This is a genomic window from Kitasatospora sp. NPDC050543 (assembly GCF_044457565.1).
Lineage (GTDB): Bacteria > Actinomycetota > Actinomycetes > Streptomycetales > Streptomycetaceae > Kitasatospora.
Genome location: NZ_JBITGZ010000065.1, coordinates 1 through 13,074, shown reverse-complemented (window position 1 = coordinate 13,074; position 13,074 = coordinate 1). Strand labels below are relative to the sequence as shown.

At 71.5% G+C, this 13,074-nt stretch carries 18 protein-coding genes and 2 pseudogenes; 5 read left to right on the top strand and 15 right to left on the bottom strand.

Annotated features, from left to right (window positions below):
- Window positions 1-392: 392 nt before the first annotated feature.
- From ACIBH3_RS35210 to ACIBH3_RS35200, 3 genes are read right to left on the bottom strand one after another with little or no spacing between them, the layout of a single operon-like run.
- Window positions 393-689 carry a hypothetical protein gene (locus tag ACIBH3_RS35210; RefSeq protein WP_396316200.1) on the bottom strand — a complete coding sequence of 99 codons (297 nt, stop codon included), beginning with the start codon at window positions 687-689 and terminating at the stop codon, window positions 393-395.
- Window positions 686-1,717 (bottom strand): prenyltransferase/squalene oxidase repeat-containing protein, encoded by a 1,032-nt coding sequence (locus ACIBH3_RS35205; RefSeq protein WP_396316199.1) that lies wholly within the window; start codon window positions 1,715-1,717, stop codon window positions 686-688. The genes ACIBH3_RS35210 and ACIBH3_RS35205 overlap by 4 nt, the downstream gene beginning before the upstream one ends.
- Window positions 1,714-2,646: a hypothetical protein gene (locus ACIBH3_RS35200; protein ID WP_396316198.1), complete on the bottom strand. Its 933-nt coding sequence runs from the start codon at window positions 2,644-2,646 to the stop codon at window positions 1,714-1,716. Before ACIBH3_RS35200 ends, ACIBH3_RS35205 begins: the two co-directional genes overlap by 4 nt.
- A 102-nt stretch (window positions 2,647-2,748) precedes the next feature.
- Between ACIBH3_RS35200 and ACIBH3_RS35195 the strand changes: the two genes are divergently transcribed.
- Together ACIBH3_RS35195 and ACIBH3_RS35190 are read left to right on the top strand one after the other, a co-directional pair.
- Entirely contained in the window at window positions 2,749-2,913 is a 165-nt protein-coding gene (locus tag ACIBH3_RS35195) for a hypothetical protein (protein ID WP_396316197.1), read from the top strand.
- A 41-nt stretch (window positions 2,914-2,954) separates the two neighbouring features.
- Window positions 2,955-3,581, top strand: a complete 627-nt coding sequence (locus ACIBH3_RS35190; protein ID WP_396316196.1) for a transposase family protein — start codon at window positions 2,955-2,957, stop codon at window positions 3,579-3,581.
- A 100-nt stretch (window positions 3,582-3,681) separates the two neighbouring features.
- Here ACIBH3_RS35190 and ACIBH3_RS35185 read toward each other — a convergent pair whose 3' ends face one another.
- From ACIBH3_RS35185 to ACIBH3_RS35155, 7 genes are all read right to left on the bottom strand, one after another.
- Complete coding sequence (locus ACIBH3_RS35185) at window positions 3,682-3,906, bottom strand: hypothetical protein (RefSeq protein WP_396316195.1); 225 nt, start codon at window positions 3,904-3,906, stop codon at window positions 3,682-3,684.
- A gap of 188 nt (window positions 3,907-4,094) precedes the next feature.
- Window positions 4,095-4,898, bottom strand: a complete 804-nt coding sequence (locus tag ACIBH3_RS35180) for a DUF1206 domain-containing protein (RefSeq protein ID WP_396316194.1) — start codon at window positions 4,896-4,898, stop codon at window positions 4,095-4,097.
- Between the two features lie 153 nt (window positions 4,899-5,051).
- Complete coding sequence (locus ACIBH3_RS35175; RefSeq protein WP_396316193.1) at window positions 5,052-5,654, bottom strand: alkaline shock response membrane anchor protein AmaP; 603 nt, start codon at window positions 5,652-5,654, stop codon at window positions 5,052-5,054.
- A 54-nt stretch (window positions 5,655-5,708) separates the two neighbouring features.
- Complete coding sequence (locus tag ACIBH3_RS35170) at window positions 5,709-6,383, bottom strand: DUF6286 domain-containing protein (RefSeq protein WP_396316192.1); 675 nt, start codon at window positions 6,381-6,383, stop codon at window positions 5,709-5,711.
- A 93-nt stretch (window positions 6,384-6,476) separates the two neighbouring features.
- Window positions 6,477-6,836 carry a hypothetical protein gene (locus tag ACIBH3_RS35165; RefSeq protein WP_396316191.1) on the bottom strand — a complete coding sequence of 120 codons (360 nt, stop codon included), beginning with the start codon at window positions 6,834-6,836 and terminating at the stop codon, window positions 6,477-6,479.
- Window positions 6,833-7,018 carry a hypothetical protein gene (locus tag ACIBH3_RS35160; RefSeq protein WP_396316190.1) on the bottom strand — a complete coding sequence of 62 codons (186 nt, stop codon included), beginning with the start codon at window positions 7,016-7,018 and terminating at the stop codon, window positions 6,833-6,835. The genes ACIBH3_RS35165 and ACIBH3_RS35160 overlap by 4 nt, the downstream gene beginning before the upstream one ends.
- A gap of 87 nt (window positions 7,019-7,105) precedes the next feature.
- Entirely contained in the window at window positions 7,106-7,576 is a 471-nt protein-coding gene (locus tag ACIBH3_RS35155; protein WP_396316189.1) for an Asp23/Gls24 family envelope stress response protein, read from the bottom strand.
- 157 nt (window positions 7,577-7,733) lie between these two features.
- On the opposite strand from ACIBH3_RS35155, the gene ACIBH3_RS35150 reads away from it, so the two are divergent.
- The gene (locus tag ACIBH3_RS35150; protein ID WP_396316188.1) at window positions 7,734-8,399 is read left to right on the top strand and encodes an RNA polymerase sigma factor; all 666 of its coding nucleotides are present in this window, start codon (window positions 7,734-7,736) and stop codon (window positions 8,397-8,399) included.
- A gap of 188 nt (window positions 8,400-8,587) precedes the next feature.
- Window positions 8,588-8,965: a hypothetical protein gene (locus ACIBH3_RS35145; protein WP_396316187.1), complete on the top strand. Its 378-nt coding sequence runs from the start codon at window positions 8,588-8,590 to the stop codon at window positions 8,963-8,965.
- Window positions 8,966-9,156: 191 nt separating this feature from the next.
- On the opposite strand, the gene ACIBH3_RS35140 is transcribed toward ACIBH3_RS35145, so the two are convergent.
- The 3 genes and pseudogenes from ACIBH3_RS35140 to ACIBH3_RS35130 all read right to left on the bottom strand — a co-directional run.
- Window positions 9,157-9,606: an SRPBCC family protein gene (locus ACIBH3_RS35140; RefSeq protein ID WP_380280852.1), complete on the bottom strand. Its 450-nt coding sequence runs from the start codon at window positions 9,604-9,606 to the stop codon at window positions 9,157-9,159.
- 356 nt (window positions 9,607-9,962) lie between these two features.
- Window positions 9,963-10,370 carry a thiol-disulfide oxidoreductase DCC family protein gene (locus ACIBH3_RS35135; protein ID WP_396316186.1) on the bottom strand — a complete coding sequence of 136 codons (408 nt, stop codon included), beginning with the start codon at window positions 10,368-10,370 and terminating at the stop codon, window positions 9,963-9,965.
- A 641-nt stretch (window positions 10,371-11,011) separates the two neighbouring features.
- Window positions 11,012-11,401: pseudogene (locus tag ACIBH3_RS35130) on the bottom strand (SRPBCC family protein); the annotation flags it as partial.
- On the opposite strand from ACIBH3_RS35130, the pseudogene ACIBH3_RS35125 reads away from it, so the two are divergent.
- Window positions 11,380-12,153: pseudogene (locus ACIBH3_RS35125) on the top strand (PP2C family protein-serine/threonine phosphatase); the annotation flags it as partial. The pseudogenes ACIBH3_RS35130 and ACIBH3_RS35125 sit on opposite strands and share 22 nt — an antisense overlap.
- A gap of 47 nt (window positions 12,154-12,200) precedes the next feature.
- Here the strand turns inward: ACIBH3_RS35125 and ACIBH3_RS35120 are convergent.
- Together ACIBH3_RS35120 and ACIBH3_RS35115 are read right to left on the bottom strand one after the other, a co-directional pair.
- Window positions 12,201-12,341, bottom strand: a complete 141-nt coding sequence (locus ACIBH3_RS35120) for a hypothetical protein (RefSeq protein ID WP_396316185.1) — start codon at window positions 12,339-12,341, stop codon at window positions 12,201-12,203.
- 140 nt (window positions 12,342-12,481) lie between these two features.
- On the bottom strand, window positions 12,482-12,763 hold the full coding sequence (locus ACIBH3_RS35115; protein ID WP_396316201.1) for a MerR family transcriptional regulator: 282 nt from the start codon (window positions 12,761-12,763) through the stop codon (window positions 12,482-12,484).
- Window positions 12,764-13,074 lie beyond the last annotated feature (311 nt).

Genomic DNA, 13,074 nt, shown 5'->3' with positions numbered 1-13,074 from the left:
ACTCCAGGCCTTCGACATCGCCTTCGACGGCCGACTCTCCGTCGGCCGCCGGTAACTCACACAACACGAGATACACCAGTCGCTGGACAGACCCGGCCGTCACGCCCGAACCCGCAGGTCACCCCCGATATCCAGCCCAGTTATGTGCCCACACACTGTCGAACTCGGGCTGCGGTGCGGGGCAAGGCGGTGGGTGAGGTGTCCGAGGGCGAGCAGGGTGAAGATGTCGGCGAGGGCGGGGACGCTGAAGCCGAACGGGCGTCGTCCGATGGAGTCCGGGATGCTGGCGATGGACCCGTCGGGGCGTTGTTGGGTGAGCAGGTAGGCGGCGCCTCGAACTGCGGGGGCGGGTGCGGTGTGTCCGGTGAGGGTGATGAGGGCGTAGGCGGTACTCAGGGCGCCACTCGGGTCTCCGTCCTGGTGGCCCAGCCGCCTTCGCTGTTCTGGGCGTTGAGCACCAGTCGGATGGCTCGTCGGGTGATGAGGCGGGCAGGGCTTTCGGGTGGGCCGGGTCGGTGGGTGGCGGCGAGGGCGGCGTGGAAGACGGTGTGGTGGCGGCTGCCGCTCCAGTCGGGTGGGAAGGATCCATCGGACCGCTGCTGGGAGGCGAGGTGGTCCAGGGCGGAGTCCAGGGCTGTGCGCTGCGCCGGGCCCTGGGTGCTGAGGGCCTTGGCGGCGGCGGCCGTCATGCACGCTTCTGAGGGGCGCCGGCCAGGTAGGTGGGGTAGCCGCCGTCCGGTGCGCGCAGGGCGGACAGATTGTCGACGGCGCGGCGGATCGCCGTGCGGTGGGTGTCGGGGCCGGCGAGGTGGAGGGCTTCGAGGGCGGCGGAGGTGCAGTCCACGTCGGTGAGTTGGGCGCCTTCGGTGTAGGACCAGCCGCCGCTGGGGTGCTGGAGGCGGCGCAGGCGCTGGGCGATGCTGTCGATGGCGGCCGGTGGGGCGCCAGTGGTGTGCAGGGCCACGGCGGCGGTGACCCAGGTGTCCTCGTCGCCGATGAACGGCAGCCCGCCGTCCGGGCGCTGGTACGTGAGCGCGGTGCGTATGCCGGCGGCGACCAGGCCGTGCATGCCTGGCAGGGGAGTCAGGGCGTGCAGTACGAAGAGGTGGATGAGGAGGTTGCCCTCCCAGACGGTGCCCGGGTGTTGGGTGGAGCGGAGCAGCGCCACGTCGCCCGCGGAGATGACGGTGGTCCGGCTGTACGCGTGGGCGAGGATGGCTTTGACCGCGGTGACCTGCACGCGTGCCCAGGTGTGCAGGCCGTGTGGGGAGAACGCCTCCGGGGCCGGGAGCCCGGTGGCGGGGGTCGTGCCGAGCAGCAGGAGGACCGCGTGCAGGAGGGCGTGTTTGCGTGCGCTGGTGAAGTCCGGCGGGTGGGCGAGGAAGTCCTCCACGTTCAGCAGAGCGGCTGAGACGGTCTGGTCGCCGAGAGCGGCGCGAGCCAGCAGACGGTCCAGCGGGCGGGGGGAGTCGCGGTGCGCGGCCAGGTAGCCGGCGATCCGAGCGCGCACCTCGGGTTCCAGGCCGGTGCGGTCCAGCAGGGCCGCGAGCAGCGCGGATTCCAGGACGCGGCTGTGACACGGGGAGCGGACCGCGCCGTCCGCCTCGATCCGCGCCTCGAGGTGGCAGCGCAGCCGGTCGGTGGCCGGTGCCAGGTCGACGGGGAACGCGGCGCACGACCAGCGGGGCAGGTTTGCGGTGATCGGGGCGGCTCTCATCCGCGCATGCTCCGGTCGCCGTCGCTCTCGGACTGCCGTTGTAGCTGATGACCGGTGGGCGTCGCGTCCGTCGCGGCGGGCTCCTGGCTGCGATGCGGCGGCTCGGGGTCAACGGTGAAGCGGCCGGTGCTCGCCAGCCAGTGCAGGGTCGCGGCCATGAGCGTCTCCACCAGGTATACGTAGTCGCGCAGTTCACGCAGCCGGTGCGGCGGCAGAGCGGAAGCCGTGTGCAGCGCCGCTGCGGTGGTGCGGAACTCGGCGCGGCGCTGTTCGATCATCGCTGCCGCCCGTACTCGGGCCTGTAGTCGGTGGCGAAACAATTCCGCCATCACTGGGAAATACCCGCGGCCGTGCGCTCCCACAGCCCCACCAGGACCACCGGCCTGCGGGGCCGTGGCAGCGGACGCCCCGGCGGCGGACGCGAGTACGTGGCGCAGCGGAGCGGTGAAGCGCTCCAGTTCCCCGGGCACCGCACCCAGGCCCCGGTGGTAGATCTGGTCGTCCACCCAGCAGATGAACGCCGCCCGGCGGGCTGCCAGCTGCACGTCCGCCTGCGGCAGGGCACGGCCGGCCAGCACGTCAAGCTCAGCCGGTTGCGCGGCAACCCGCTGAGGGCCGGTGGTGTGAGATGAGAGCGTCGAAGAGAACACGGCGAACATCGCCTCCAACTTATCGAGGCTCGGGAGCGACGTCGCTCGCGGAGGATCCACGGCTGGCTGTGGAGCGCCGACGGCCGCGGGCCCCGGCTCGTTACTTACCTCCGGATCGCCGAGCAACTGCCGTGCGATCTCCCGGGTGATCGTCAGCCGGGCCAGACGCTCCTCAGCGGCAAACGGGCCATGTTCTGTGGCAACCGTATGGGCCGGCCCCAAACGCCCGCAGGCGGTGACCGCAGCTGCCCCAAACGGGACAACTCCGGTCCGCAGCATGGCCTCCCTATGACCGATGGCGGACGAACTCGCCTCAGCAGACAGTCGCGGCGTCCCCAGTGCCGCGTAACGCAGGGACCCCCGGCGAGAGTTGGGGATTCCATGCGAAAGAAGACCAGCCCCGCCGAGGGCCCTGACGGCCTTGTCTACCAGTGCCGCCTGGAGCTGTCCAGCGCCACCTTGGACCTGGTGTCCGGCCTGATCCGTGGCCATCTGAAGAAGATCAGCTCGCGCTGGCGCAAGCTGCCGCCCGGAAGATCGCCCTGATCGTCCTCGCGGTCCTGCGGCACGACCAGCGGCTGTGCGACATGGCGGGCGGAAACAACGTCTCCGCCTCCACCGTGCGCCGATGGTCGCTGGAGGTGATCGCACTGCTCGCCGCGCGCACTCCGCGCCTGGACCGTGCCCTGAGAAGAATCGCCCGCAAGGGTGGTGTCGTCGTGCTGCTGGACGGCACCCTGGTCCGCACCCGCCGACGCACCGGGGAAGAGAACCGGCCGAACTACAGCGGCAAGCACAAGGCCCACGGCCTGCTGTTCCTCGCGCTCACCGACGAGCGGGGCAACCTGGTCTGGATCTCGGCGGCGAAACCGGGCCGCTCCAGCGAGATCACCACCGCCCGCCACAACAAGATCACCGCCCACCTCCGGGAGGCCGGCCTGGGAGCCCTCGCGGACCTCGGCTTCGTCGGCCTGGACGACGACCCCGACAACCCGGTGATCGTCACCGGGCGCAAGGCGACCCGCGGCAAGCCGCTGACAGCCGCGCAGAAGGAGGCGAACAAGCTGGTCAGCCGTGAGCGCGCGGCCAACGAGCACGGCCTCGCTGACCTGAAGAACTGGCGGATCCTTACCAAGGTCCGCATGAACGCGAAGCACGCCACCCAGCTCCTACGCGCCCTGCTCGTGCTGACGAACGCCGAAGTCTCCCGGTGACAGACGATCACCGTCTCGCGATCACGCCCGGGACATGCCCGAGTGACTCACTCCCGCCCCACACCAGCCCCGTGACCTGCAACTTCAGGATGGAAACGGCTCATTGTGCGAAGCCCTGCCCGTTCGCCGGGTCGGCCGCTGAGATGACGATCAGCAGCGGCACGAGGGTGAGGAAGCCGAGCGCCGCGAAGCCCAGCGACCGCTGCCACAGTTCGAGGGCGCTGCCCCGCCTCCATCCGCGCCCGGCCGGCGAATGGCCGACCCTGCGGCGCAGCCGCCCGAACAGGGACGAGCGGCCCTCGGGGTCGGAGGGCTTCATCGGCATGGGTGTTGAGTACCACGGTCGATGACGCCGTGGGGCAACGGCGCGGCGAGCGGCCGCCCGGGCTTCGGTGGGCCGACCGCAGCGGTGGCGGGTGGGGTCGGGTTCCCCTTTCGAGGGGTTGTGGGTCGGCGCGCTGTCGGTGTTGCTCGGGGAACGGGGTCGGTGTTGCCCTGTCGGCACGCCGGCCGTTATCGCGCGGGTGGGTCTGATTGTTGAGCGGTCTTGTGCCAGCGGGCTTCGCAGAAGGAGTAGAGGCCGAACAGCAGGAAGCCAATCGCTGCGGCGATCAGCAGCACGGGCCCGGCGGGTGTGTCCGCGAACGAGCGCAGCGTCTCGTCGAGTCCCTTGGCCTTGCTGGGGTCGAACTTCACGGCGGCCAGCAGGATGAACAGGCCGGACACCGCGGCGGCGGCGCCGCAGGCCACGCCGCCGACGATTCCCAGCAGCGCGACGACCCGCCGCGTTCGCGGGCTCATGTCACCCGTCTGGAGATCCTCCTCGAACTTCCGCATCACGGCGCGCACCGCCATCACCACGCCCACGATGACCAGGACGGCTCCGACCGCGCCGACCAGCAGCCGCCCGCCCGGCCAGTCCAGCACCCTCGCGGTGTACTCCTTGGACGTTTCGTTGCCGGAGCGGCCCCCGGCGGAGCCGCCGACCAGGACGGTCTGCACCACGCCGACGGAGATCACTGCGTAGAACACCGCCAGCACCAGAGAGCCCAGGCGCCTGGTCCACTTGTCACCGCCCGGCACCGATGATCCGAACGCGGCCTCGGACAACCGCCACAGCGCCATCGCCGCCAGCCCCACCACCAGCGCCCACAGCAGCACGCGGCCGAACGGCTGCTCGCCGATGGTACGCACCGCGCCGGACCGATCGGCCTCCTTGCCGCCGCCCGCGCCGAGCCCGATCCGCACGGCCAGGACCCCCACCAGCACGTTGATCGCTCCCCGGGCGCAGAGCCCGACCCTGGCCACAGCACTCATGGCATGGCTGTCGGCCAGGCGCCGCCCCTGCGACCCGGCCCCTGTGGTACTGCCGTCGTCGTGGCCGTTCCCGGGCCCTGGGCCTGCCCGTCGACCAGGTTGCGCGCTCTCGCTCCGGCCTGCTTGGTGTTGCCGTGACCTGGTCATTGGCGTTCACTCGGCGCGGTGGGGCCGGTGGGAGGCGACGCGCAGTGTGGCCCGGGTGGGGAGTTGCTCCCATCCGGTGCTGTGGCGGGCGTGGTTCAGGGGTCCGGCCGCCAGGGTGTGGAGGACGTCTCGGGGGTTGGCGTCGGGGTTGAGGGTGAGGTCGAGGTCGGCGAGGGGGTGGCGGGCGGGGCCGGTGAGGTGGGCGCGGGCGTCGTGGACGCCGGGGAGTCGGGTGGTGTCGGCGGCGAGGGCGTCGGCGAGGGCGCTGTCGTGCAGTTCGACGCCGTCGCGGGGCGGGTTGCCGACCGGGAGGCGTCCGGGGTGCCGGTGGCGCAGCTGTGCCAGGAGCCACCACAGTGCCAGGGCGGCGATGATGGTCAGGGCGGCGATGATGGTCGGCCACCACCAGTCCTCGCCGGTCCAGCGGGTGCGGTCCTGGGCCGGGACGAGGGTGTCGTGCGGGCTGGTGAGGGGCCAGTCGGCGGGCGGATCGAGGTTCCAGCGCCGGTAGAGGTCCAGGGCGCCGGTCAGCACGAGCAGGCCACCACCCAGCAGGACGAGACCGGCGACGGCCAGCAGGGTCCGGTTGAGGACGGAGTGAGAGTTCATCAGGTCGTCTCCTGTGGCGGTGGGCCTACGGGCTGTGTCGCTGCGACGGCACGGTCATGGGCGGTGGCGGCGGGCCCGGACGGTGAGCCGGGGTACCTGGGCGAGAGCGAGGGCGTCGAGCTGCGCCGTCAGTGCTTCGGTCAGCTCGGTGCGCACGGTGTCCAGGTCGCGGAAGCCGACCTGCGCACGGGCGCTGATGCGGCGCCGGCGCACCCTGATGTCGGCGTGGGAGACGCCCGGCACGCGCAGGGCGGCGTCGCGCAGCAGTCGTGCGGCGCCGTCGCGGTCGAGGGCGGCCTGCGGGCCGTCAGAGTCGTCGGTGGCGGCCATGGGCAGGAGGTGTCGGCGGCCGGGGGTGAGTGCCAGGATGATCAGCCACAGGCCGAGGGCGGCTGCCACTGCCGCGCCGGTGATGACCCAGGGGTCGTTGATCGGCCGGGTGGCGAGTTCGTCGGCGAGGGCTTTACGCCAAGCGGCTGCGGTGTGGCCGGTGCGCACCCGGGCCACGTCGAACAGCAGGAACACGCAGGTCGCCAGGACGACGAGGGCCGCCACCGCGGCGGGAACCCTCCGTTCGGACCACCAGCGCGGGGTTGCACGGCCGTGCCTGGCACGGCCGCGATCGGTGTCGCCCGTGGGCTTGCCGCGCGGTGCGTTGCCGGGCGGGCGCCCTGGCGCGGCGGCGGGTTCGGGGTCGGGGTCGGAGACGGCCGGGTGCTGGTGTGTCATGCCGGCTCTCCCTGGGATCTGGTGGCGGTGGGCGGGCGGATGTCCCGGCGGTGTTCCGCGGGGAGGGCTCGGTGAGGGGGTGTGCGCTGCGGGTCAGTAGACGCGGCCGACGCGGCCGTCGCTGCCCTCGGGAATGAGGCGGCGGATCGCGAGGGCGACCTCGGTGACCTCGAGTCCGGTCAGGCGTCCCACGCGCTGGGTCACCTGGCGCTGCAGCTCGCGGGTGGCCGCGGCGAGATCGATCGGGTAGGGCAGCTCGATGACCAGCCTGATGCGGGCGGAGCCGCCATGGACCTGCGCCGAGGCGTCGGGAGTCCGCGGTGTGGTCCGCGCGGGGCGGTATGGCTGCGCGACGAGGGCCTCCCGGCCGGCCCGCGCGGCGATCCTGGCCACCACGCGGTCCGGGATGACGGTGGCGCCGCGCTCGCGCGCCGTGACGGGTTGCGGGGTCATCGGCGCCGGTCCTCTGATCGGGGTCGGCGCCAGTCCCTGACGTCCTCGCCCTCCAGGAGGCGCCCGATGACGAGGCCGACCACGCCGAGGACGAGGACGAGGAGAAAGGCCCAGAAGCCGCCGAAGTATCCGGCGAATCCCAGTGCCATTCCCGCGAGCAGACCGAGTGCGGCTGTGCTCATGTCACATGCTCCTTGTTCGTCGGTGCCGCCCGGGCCGCCCCGATCACGCTGCAGCGTCCCGGCAGCGACGGTGAGGGCGGCTGCGGGTCAGGCGACGCGGCTCTCGGTGTCGTCGTCCTCGTCGGGGAGGTGGACGTCGTCGACGGCGATGTTCACCTCCACGACCTCCAGGCCGGTCAGGCGTTCCACAGCCGAGATGACGCTGACGCGCACGTCGCCCGTCAGCTCGGTGATGGGGACGCCGTACTCGACGACGACGACGAGGTCGACGGCGGCCTGGCGCTCGCCCACCTCGACCTTCACCCCGCCTCGGGCGCTGGGCCGTCCGCCACCCGGAACGCGTTCACGTACCGCGCCCAGGGTGCGCGACATCCCAGCGCCCAGCGCGTGGATGCCGGGAACGTCCCGCGCGGCGGTGCCCGCGATCTTCTCCACGACGCCGTCCGCGATGGTCGTCCTCCCCCGCTCCTCGGGCGCCCGGTCCGCGCCGGCGCGGCCTTGCAGGCCTTCTGCCGGGCGCCCGTCGCCCTGCGGGAAACTGCTGGACGTGTCCGTCATGGCAGGCCTCCTTGGCTTCGCCGGTGCGAACCCGGCCCGGGCCCGCCGATTAGTTAGACGCCGCCCGCACGAAATCCTCACACCCTCGACATAACTGTCCGGATCGCGGACAGACGAGACGAGGAGGAGCACACAGCATCGGCGACCGGACAGCATGATGAGCACAGCACAAACCCACACCACCGCCACCGGCGTCCGCGAGCGACCTCCCCCGCCCCACGCGAGCCCGGCCGCGCCCTGGCGCTTCCCCTCCACCGCAACCCGCCCGGACCGCACCGCCCCGGTCAGCGACCAGCTCCTCGCGATCCGCGCGGCGGAAGGCGACGACGACGCCTTCGCCGTCCTGGTAGGCCGCCACAGCGCCGCCCTCCTCACCCTCGCCCGGCACCTGACCGGCAACCGGCAGGACGCCGAGGACATGGTCCAGGAGTCCCTCCTCAGCGCGTGGAGGCGACTGCCGGACTTCCGGGGCGACGCCGCGTTCCGCACCTGGCTCTACCGCATCGTCACCAACCGCTGCCTCAGCTTCCTGCGCAGCCGTCCCGTGGCCGCCGTCCCCCTCGACGTCCGGCCCGAACCCGCAGCCTTCGCAGCGCTCCGAGCGCCGGAGCAGGCCGCCGAGGCCCACGCCGCAACACGCGCACTCGCCCACGCACTGGCCGGCCTCGACCCCGGCCAGCGGGCCTGCTGGATCCTGCGCGAACTGCACGGCATGCACTACGACGAGATCACACGAACCCTCGGCATGAGCGAACAGACGGTGCGCGGCAGGCTGTTCCGCGCACGCCGATCCCTGGCGGAGGCGATGGAACCATGGCGCTAGAACACCACCCGCCCCGCGCAGCCGACCCCACACCGACCGGGCCCGGCACTGGCCGGTGCACCGGCCCGACCCCGGACAGTCCCGACGCCCCCCACAACGCCCCGGGGCAACACCTCCTGCGTCAGGCCACCGGGGCTCTCCGCGCCCAGGGAGCCGCTGGCCAGAACACGACCCTGACAGAGCGGGTCATGCGCGCGGTGCGGGCCGAACACCGACGGGGACGGCAGCTTTCCCGTGGCGACCCCGCCCAGGGGCATCACATCGACGAGAACACCGCCGCCAAAGCACTGCGTGACGCCGCCGACAACGCCGGCACGGCCCGGGCCGGCAGCTGCCGCCTCACACCCGTCGCCGACGAAGGAACCATTCATGCGACCATGACCCTCACGGCCGACCCGTCCCGCCCACTGCTCCCCCAGGCCAACCAGGTCCGCCAGGCCGTCCTGCACAACGCACAACACACCCTGGGCCTCGCCGTCACACGCGTCGACATCACCATCGACGACCTCCACCCCCCGAAGGCACCCTCCTGCCCTGACCGCGATGCCATGTGCAACGACCGGTAAGTAGCGAGTCCGGATCCCGGGCACGGCGTAGGTGCAGGCGAAGTCTGACCGGCGCGCACACGCGTGTCGTGGGGGCGTTGTCGAGCAGCGGCTGAAGGTCCGGCCGTGGGTGCGGGCTCGGCAGGACGGGTAGCCGCGACAGCCGCACGGTCCCGCCTACCGTGGCAGGCAGGACCGTGCGGCGAAGTCTGTCAGAGACGACCGCGGTAGCCGCCGCTCTCGGTGCCGCGCTTCTCGATGAAGTGCTTGAACCGCTTGAGGTCGCCCTTCACCTGCCGGTCCAGCATGCCGACCATGTCGGCGGCCTTCTCGGCCATCCCGCCCGGCTGGAAGTCCATCTCCATCATCACCCGGGTGTGGGTCGCGTCGATCGGCTCGAACCGCACCATCCCGGTCTGCTTCACGTCGCCGCTGGTGGTGCGCCAGGCGACGTGGTCGTCGGGGACCTGGTCGACGATCTCGGTGTCGAACTCACGCGACACCCCGGCGATCTTCGTCTTCCAGTGGTTGTGCCGGTCGTCGATCTGGGTGATCTCCTCGACGCCGTCCATGAACATGGGGAATTCCTCGAACTGCGTCCACTGGTTGTACGCGGCGGTGACCGGCACGTCCACGTCGATCGATTCCTGCACCTTGCTCATCGCTCCACTCACCTTCGGATCGCTGCTTCTCACGGTGGTCGAGCACACGCCTGCCCCGATCACCGGCCCGGATGTCGGGCTATACCGATTCCGCCCCCCGCACGCCGGCTCGGCAACCCGGCAGCCCCATCAGTGACCATCGCCGTGCTCCGGCGAACCGCTTCCGGGAGTTCTCGACCCGCCGCAATGCCCGCGCCGGGCCGTCGTCACGCCGGCCCGGACGGATGGCCGTGGCTGTCCTGCGGGCCCCGTCACCAGCCATACCGAAGTCATCGGCGCAGGTCAACGGATGCGCAGCAGCACGCCCCCCTCGCGAAGCGCACACAGCATCGGAACGCCGCTGCCGTGGTCGGGGATCAGGGTGCTCCGCCGGTTTGAGTCGGGTGCCAGCGCCTCATGACCGGCAGGGCGAGGGTGCGTGCAGGCAGTGCGACCGGCGGCAGTGCCAGCAGACCGCCCGCGTACGACCACGCGCTGCCCGAACGCATCAGCAGGCGGGCTGCGGCCTGTACGCCGCCGTACAGCTTGCCTGAGGGAGTGAGCCAGAGAGGGCCGTGCTGGACGCGCGGCGCCGTCACTACGCCCCGCCCACCCGCGCGGTCATCCAGCGACATCAGATCTGCGAACTGGTACGCAACAGCCTCCCAGCCGCCGGACGACCGGGCCGCCCCCGGGTGGCGCTCCGCCCAAGCCACCCAGCCTGTGCACAACGCACAGTCACCGTCGAAGATCAGCACAGGCTCCCGGACAACATCATCGGCCATACCCTGGATTCTCCTCCCACTCCATCTGCCGAACGCGACGAATCGCGGGTCTTGTCGCACGCCGTGGAGGTCGTGAAGGAGAGCATCGCGGTCGAAACCGTCTGCCTCCCAAGATCCTTGGAGGAGTGCATCCGCCAGCCGTCGACGCGCAGCACGTAGCGGTGGGCCAATCGGACCCGGAACTTCGACGGCACGCTTTCACTCCGGCTGCCGTAATCTGGCGTCGCGGCCACTCGGCGCAACGTGTCGTGGAGCGGGAGAGGCACCCCCGGGTCCCAGTTCTCCACCGAGTCGACGACCGGCGAGGTGTCGTTCACAGGCTGCGACCGCCTCGCGTCACCGCCAGCGGGGCGTGGGATGGCGGTGACGCGGTGCCGACGCGCGGACCTCCAGCATCCGGGCCCCGATCTCCTGGAGCTCCTTGCGGCCCAAGGCGTCGCGCACATCGGGAACCAGTCGTCCTCCTCCTGGATGTGGGGCCCGACGGCCTCGATGAGCACGGTTGTCTTCGCGTCGAACCGCTCGTCGTCGGGTGTCATCACATCGAGCTCGGCGCACAGGAGGTCGGCGACGTGGTGTTCCTCGTAGGACCCCAGGATGTCGCGTTCCAGGTCCGGGACGCGTTCGCGGACCGCCGGATACAGGGAGACGAAGCGCTGGAAGTTCTTGAAGTCCAGGCGCAGACGGCGGTCCTGGGCGCGCCAGATGTTTCCGGTCTTCTCGAAGAAGCCCGCCGGGTAGTACTCGACGACGAGGACGATGCGGGTCAGCGTGGGAGTGATCTCGTGGAAACTCACGGCGCCGCGCGTGCTGCCCTTGGCACCCTCCGAAGTCCACACGATGTGCTCGTCCGGCACCTGCTCCTTGACGGTCGCCTTGAAACTGCGCTTGGACGGCCCGACCTTGACCTTCCAGTCGGTGGTGACCTCGTCACCCTGCGGGACGCTCTGCACCCCCTTGGCAAAGCCACTGAAGTCCTCGTACTTGGTCCAGTGGTCGTAGGCGGTGCGCAGGGGAACGCCGACATCGAGCGTCGCTGGCATGTGAGGCGGCGCAGTTCGCGGTCGCGGGGGCGCTGGAGCCCGCCGACCACGTCGGGGGCGACACCTTCGACTACGTGGTCGGCCGGGACACCGTCCAGCTCTCCGTGACCGACGCCATGGGTCACGACGTCGACGCCGCGCTGCTGGCCACCCTCGTGGTGGGCGCCCTGCGGCGGGCCCGGCGGGCGGGCGCCGGCCTCGCCGAACAGGCCCGCCAGGCCGACCAAGCCATGCGGGACCACGGCCGCCGGGGCTACGCCACCGGCCAGCTGCTGCGCATCAGCCTGCTCGACGGCCGGACCGAGTTCGTCAACGCCGGGCACCTCTGGCCGCTGCGGATGCGGGACGGGCAGGTGCGGAAGATCGTTCCGGAGATCGACCTGCCGTTCGGCCTCGGCGTCCAGGCCCCGCGCGCCAACACCTACCGGGTGCAGTCGCTGGACCTGCGGCCCGGGGACCGCCTGGTGATGCTCGCCGACGGCATGCTGGAGCGCAACGCCCAGAGTCTCGACCTGCCGGACCTGATCGTCCGCACCCGCGCGCTCCATCCCCGTGAGGCCGCCCGCACCCTCATCGGGGCGATCGTCGACGCCGGCCACGGTCACCTGGGCGACGACGCGACCGTCATCTGCCTGGACTGGCACGGCGTCGACCGCCCCCAGCGCGACGCCGCCACCGGCGCCGACCTCACCGGCGCCTCACGACCCTCAAGAACGGGACCGCCCGCTCCCGGGCGATGACTCCGGGCCCCTCGGTGCGCTCGCCGGGGCAGGTCGCGTCGGCGTGTTCAGGGCGCCAGGGCGGCGCGCAGGAGCGGGCCGGTGTCCTGGTCGAGGTCACCCACCACGTCCAGCACAAGGCCGTCCCCTCCCGGCGACGACGGAGAGGCGTCGAGGACGGGCGGGTCGAACTCTGCCGAAACGGCCACCGGGTGCTCCTTGCGCCCTGGGCCTTGGCGGCCCGGGCGGGAGACTGACCTGACGGCCCGCAGGCGGGGCTGAACCCCACCGTAGCGACCCGGAGCCGGCGGAGCACGGACCGGTATCGCCGGCCGGCTGGGCGGCTGGGTCAGGTGTCGGCTGCGGGTTCCTGGCCGGGCTGGGGGCGGCGGAGCTGTTCGTTGAGGCGCAGGGCCTCTTCGAGCTGGTCCTCGAGGATGACGATGCGGCAGGCGGCCTCGATGGGGGTGCCCTGGTCGACGAGGTCGCGGGCGCGCATCGCGATCCGCAGTTGGTAGCGGGAGTAGCGGCGGTGGCCGCCGTCGGAGCGCAGTGGGGTGATGAGGCGGTGCTCTCCCAGGGCGCGGAGGAAGCCGGCGGTGGTGCCGGTCATCTCGGCGGCGCGGCCCATGGTGTAGGCGGGGTAGTCATCGTCGTCGAAGGAGTCGGAGCCGGATCCGGGGCTGGATCCGGGATTGGGGCTGGGGTTGTGGGGTCGGATGGTTGCCGTGGCCACTGCACCTCTTCTGTATGGGTTCGGGGAAGCGTCGAGGGGCCCCAGAGCCATGGCGGCTCCGGGGCCCCGAAGGGATACATCACCATCTACCGGCCTCGGGCCGGGTTTCTTAGCTTGTTGTTTAACCTCGCAGGTCACTCGACCTGCTGATCTGTGGTTCTTTCCGGGACAGCAGAGGCGGCCGTTCTCCACGCTTCGAGATGTCG

Bases quoted from the DNA above. Each gene is read 5' to 3' on its own strand.
- ACIBH3_RS35210 (WP_396316200.1), bottom strand. From the start codon at position 689: ATGACGGCCGCCGCCGCCAAGGCCCTCAGCACCCAGGGCCCGGCGCAG.
- ACIBH3_RS35205 (WP_396316199.1), bottom strand. From the start codon at position 1,717: ATGAGAGCCGCCCCGATCACCGCAAACCTGCCCCGCTGGTCGTGCGCC.
- ACIBH3_RS35200 (WP_396316198.1), bottom strand. From the start codon at position 2,646: ATGCTGCGGACCGGAGTTGTCCCGTTTGGGGCAGCTGCGGTCACCGCC.
- ACIBH3_RS35195 (WP_396316197.1), top strand. From the start codon at position 2,749: ATGCGAAAGAAGACCAGCCCCGCCGAGGGCCCTGACGGCCTTGTCTAC.
- ACIBH3_RS35190 (WP_396316196.1), top strand. From the start codon at position 2,955: ATGGCGGGCGGAAACAACGTCTCCGCCTCCACCGTGCGCCGATGGTCG.
- ACIBH3_RS35185 (WP_396316195.1), bottom strand. From the start codon at position 3,906: ATGCCGATGAAGCCCTCCGACCCCGAGGGCCGCTCGTCCCTGTTCGGG.
- ACIBH3_RS35180 (WP_396316194.1), bottom strand. From the start codon at position 4,898: ATGAGTGCTGTGGCCAGGGTCGGGCTCTGCGCCCGGGGAGCGATCAAC.
- ACIBH3_RS35175 (WP_396316193.1), bottom strand. From the start codon at position 5,654: ATGAACTCTCACTCCGTCCTCAACCGGACCCTGCTGGCCGTCGCCGGT.
- ACIBH3_RS35170 (WP_396316192.1), bottom strand. From the start codon at position 6,383: ATGACACACCAGCACCCGGCCGTCTCCGACCCCGACCCCGAACCCGCC.
- ACIBH3_RS35165 (WP_396316191.1), bottom strand. From the start codon at position 6,836: ATGACCCCGCAACCCGTCACGGCGCGCGAGCGCGGCGCCACCGTCATC.
- ACIBH3_RS35160 (WP_396316190.1), bottom strand. From the start codon at position 7,018: ATGAGCACAGCCGCACTCGGTCTGCTCGCGGGAATGGCACTGGGATTC.
- ACIBH3_RS35155 (WP_396316189.1), bottom strand. From the start codon at position 7,576: ATGACGGACACGTCCAGCAGTTTCCCGCAGGGCGACGGGCGCCCGGCA.
- ACIBH3_RS35150 (WP_396316188.1), top strand. From the start codon at position 7,734: ATGAGCACAGCACAAACCCACACCACCGCCACCGGCGTCCGCGAGCGA.
- ACIBH3_RS35145 (WP_396316187.1), top strand. From the start codon at position 8,588: ATGCGCGCGGTGCGGGCCGAACACCGACGGGGACGGCAGCTTTCCCGT.
- ACIBH3_RS35140 (WP_380280852.1), bottom strand. From the start codon at position 9,606: ATGAGCAAGGTGCAGGAATCGATCGACGTGGACGTGCCGGTCACCGCC.
- ACIBH3_RS35135 (WP_396316186.1), bottom strand. From the start codon at position 10,370: ATGGCCGATGATGTTGTCCGGGAGCCTGTGCTGATCTTCGACGGTGAC.
- ACIBH3_RS35115 (WP_396316201.1), bottom strand. From the start codon at position 12,763: ATGGGCCGCGCCGCCGAGATGACCGGCACCACCGCCGGCTTCCTCCGC.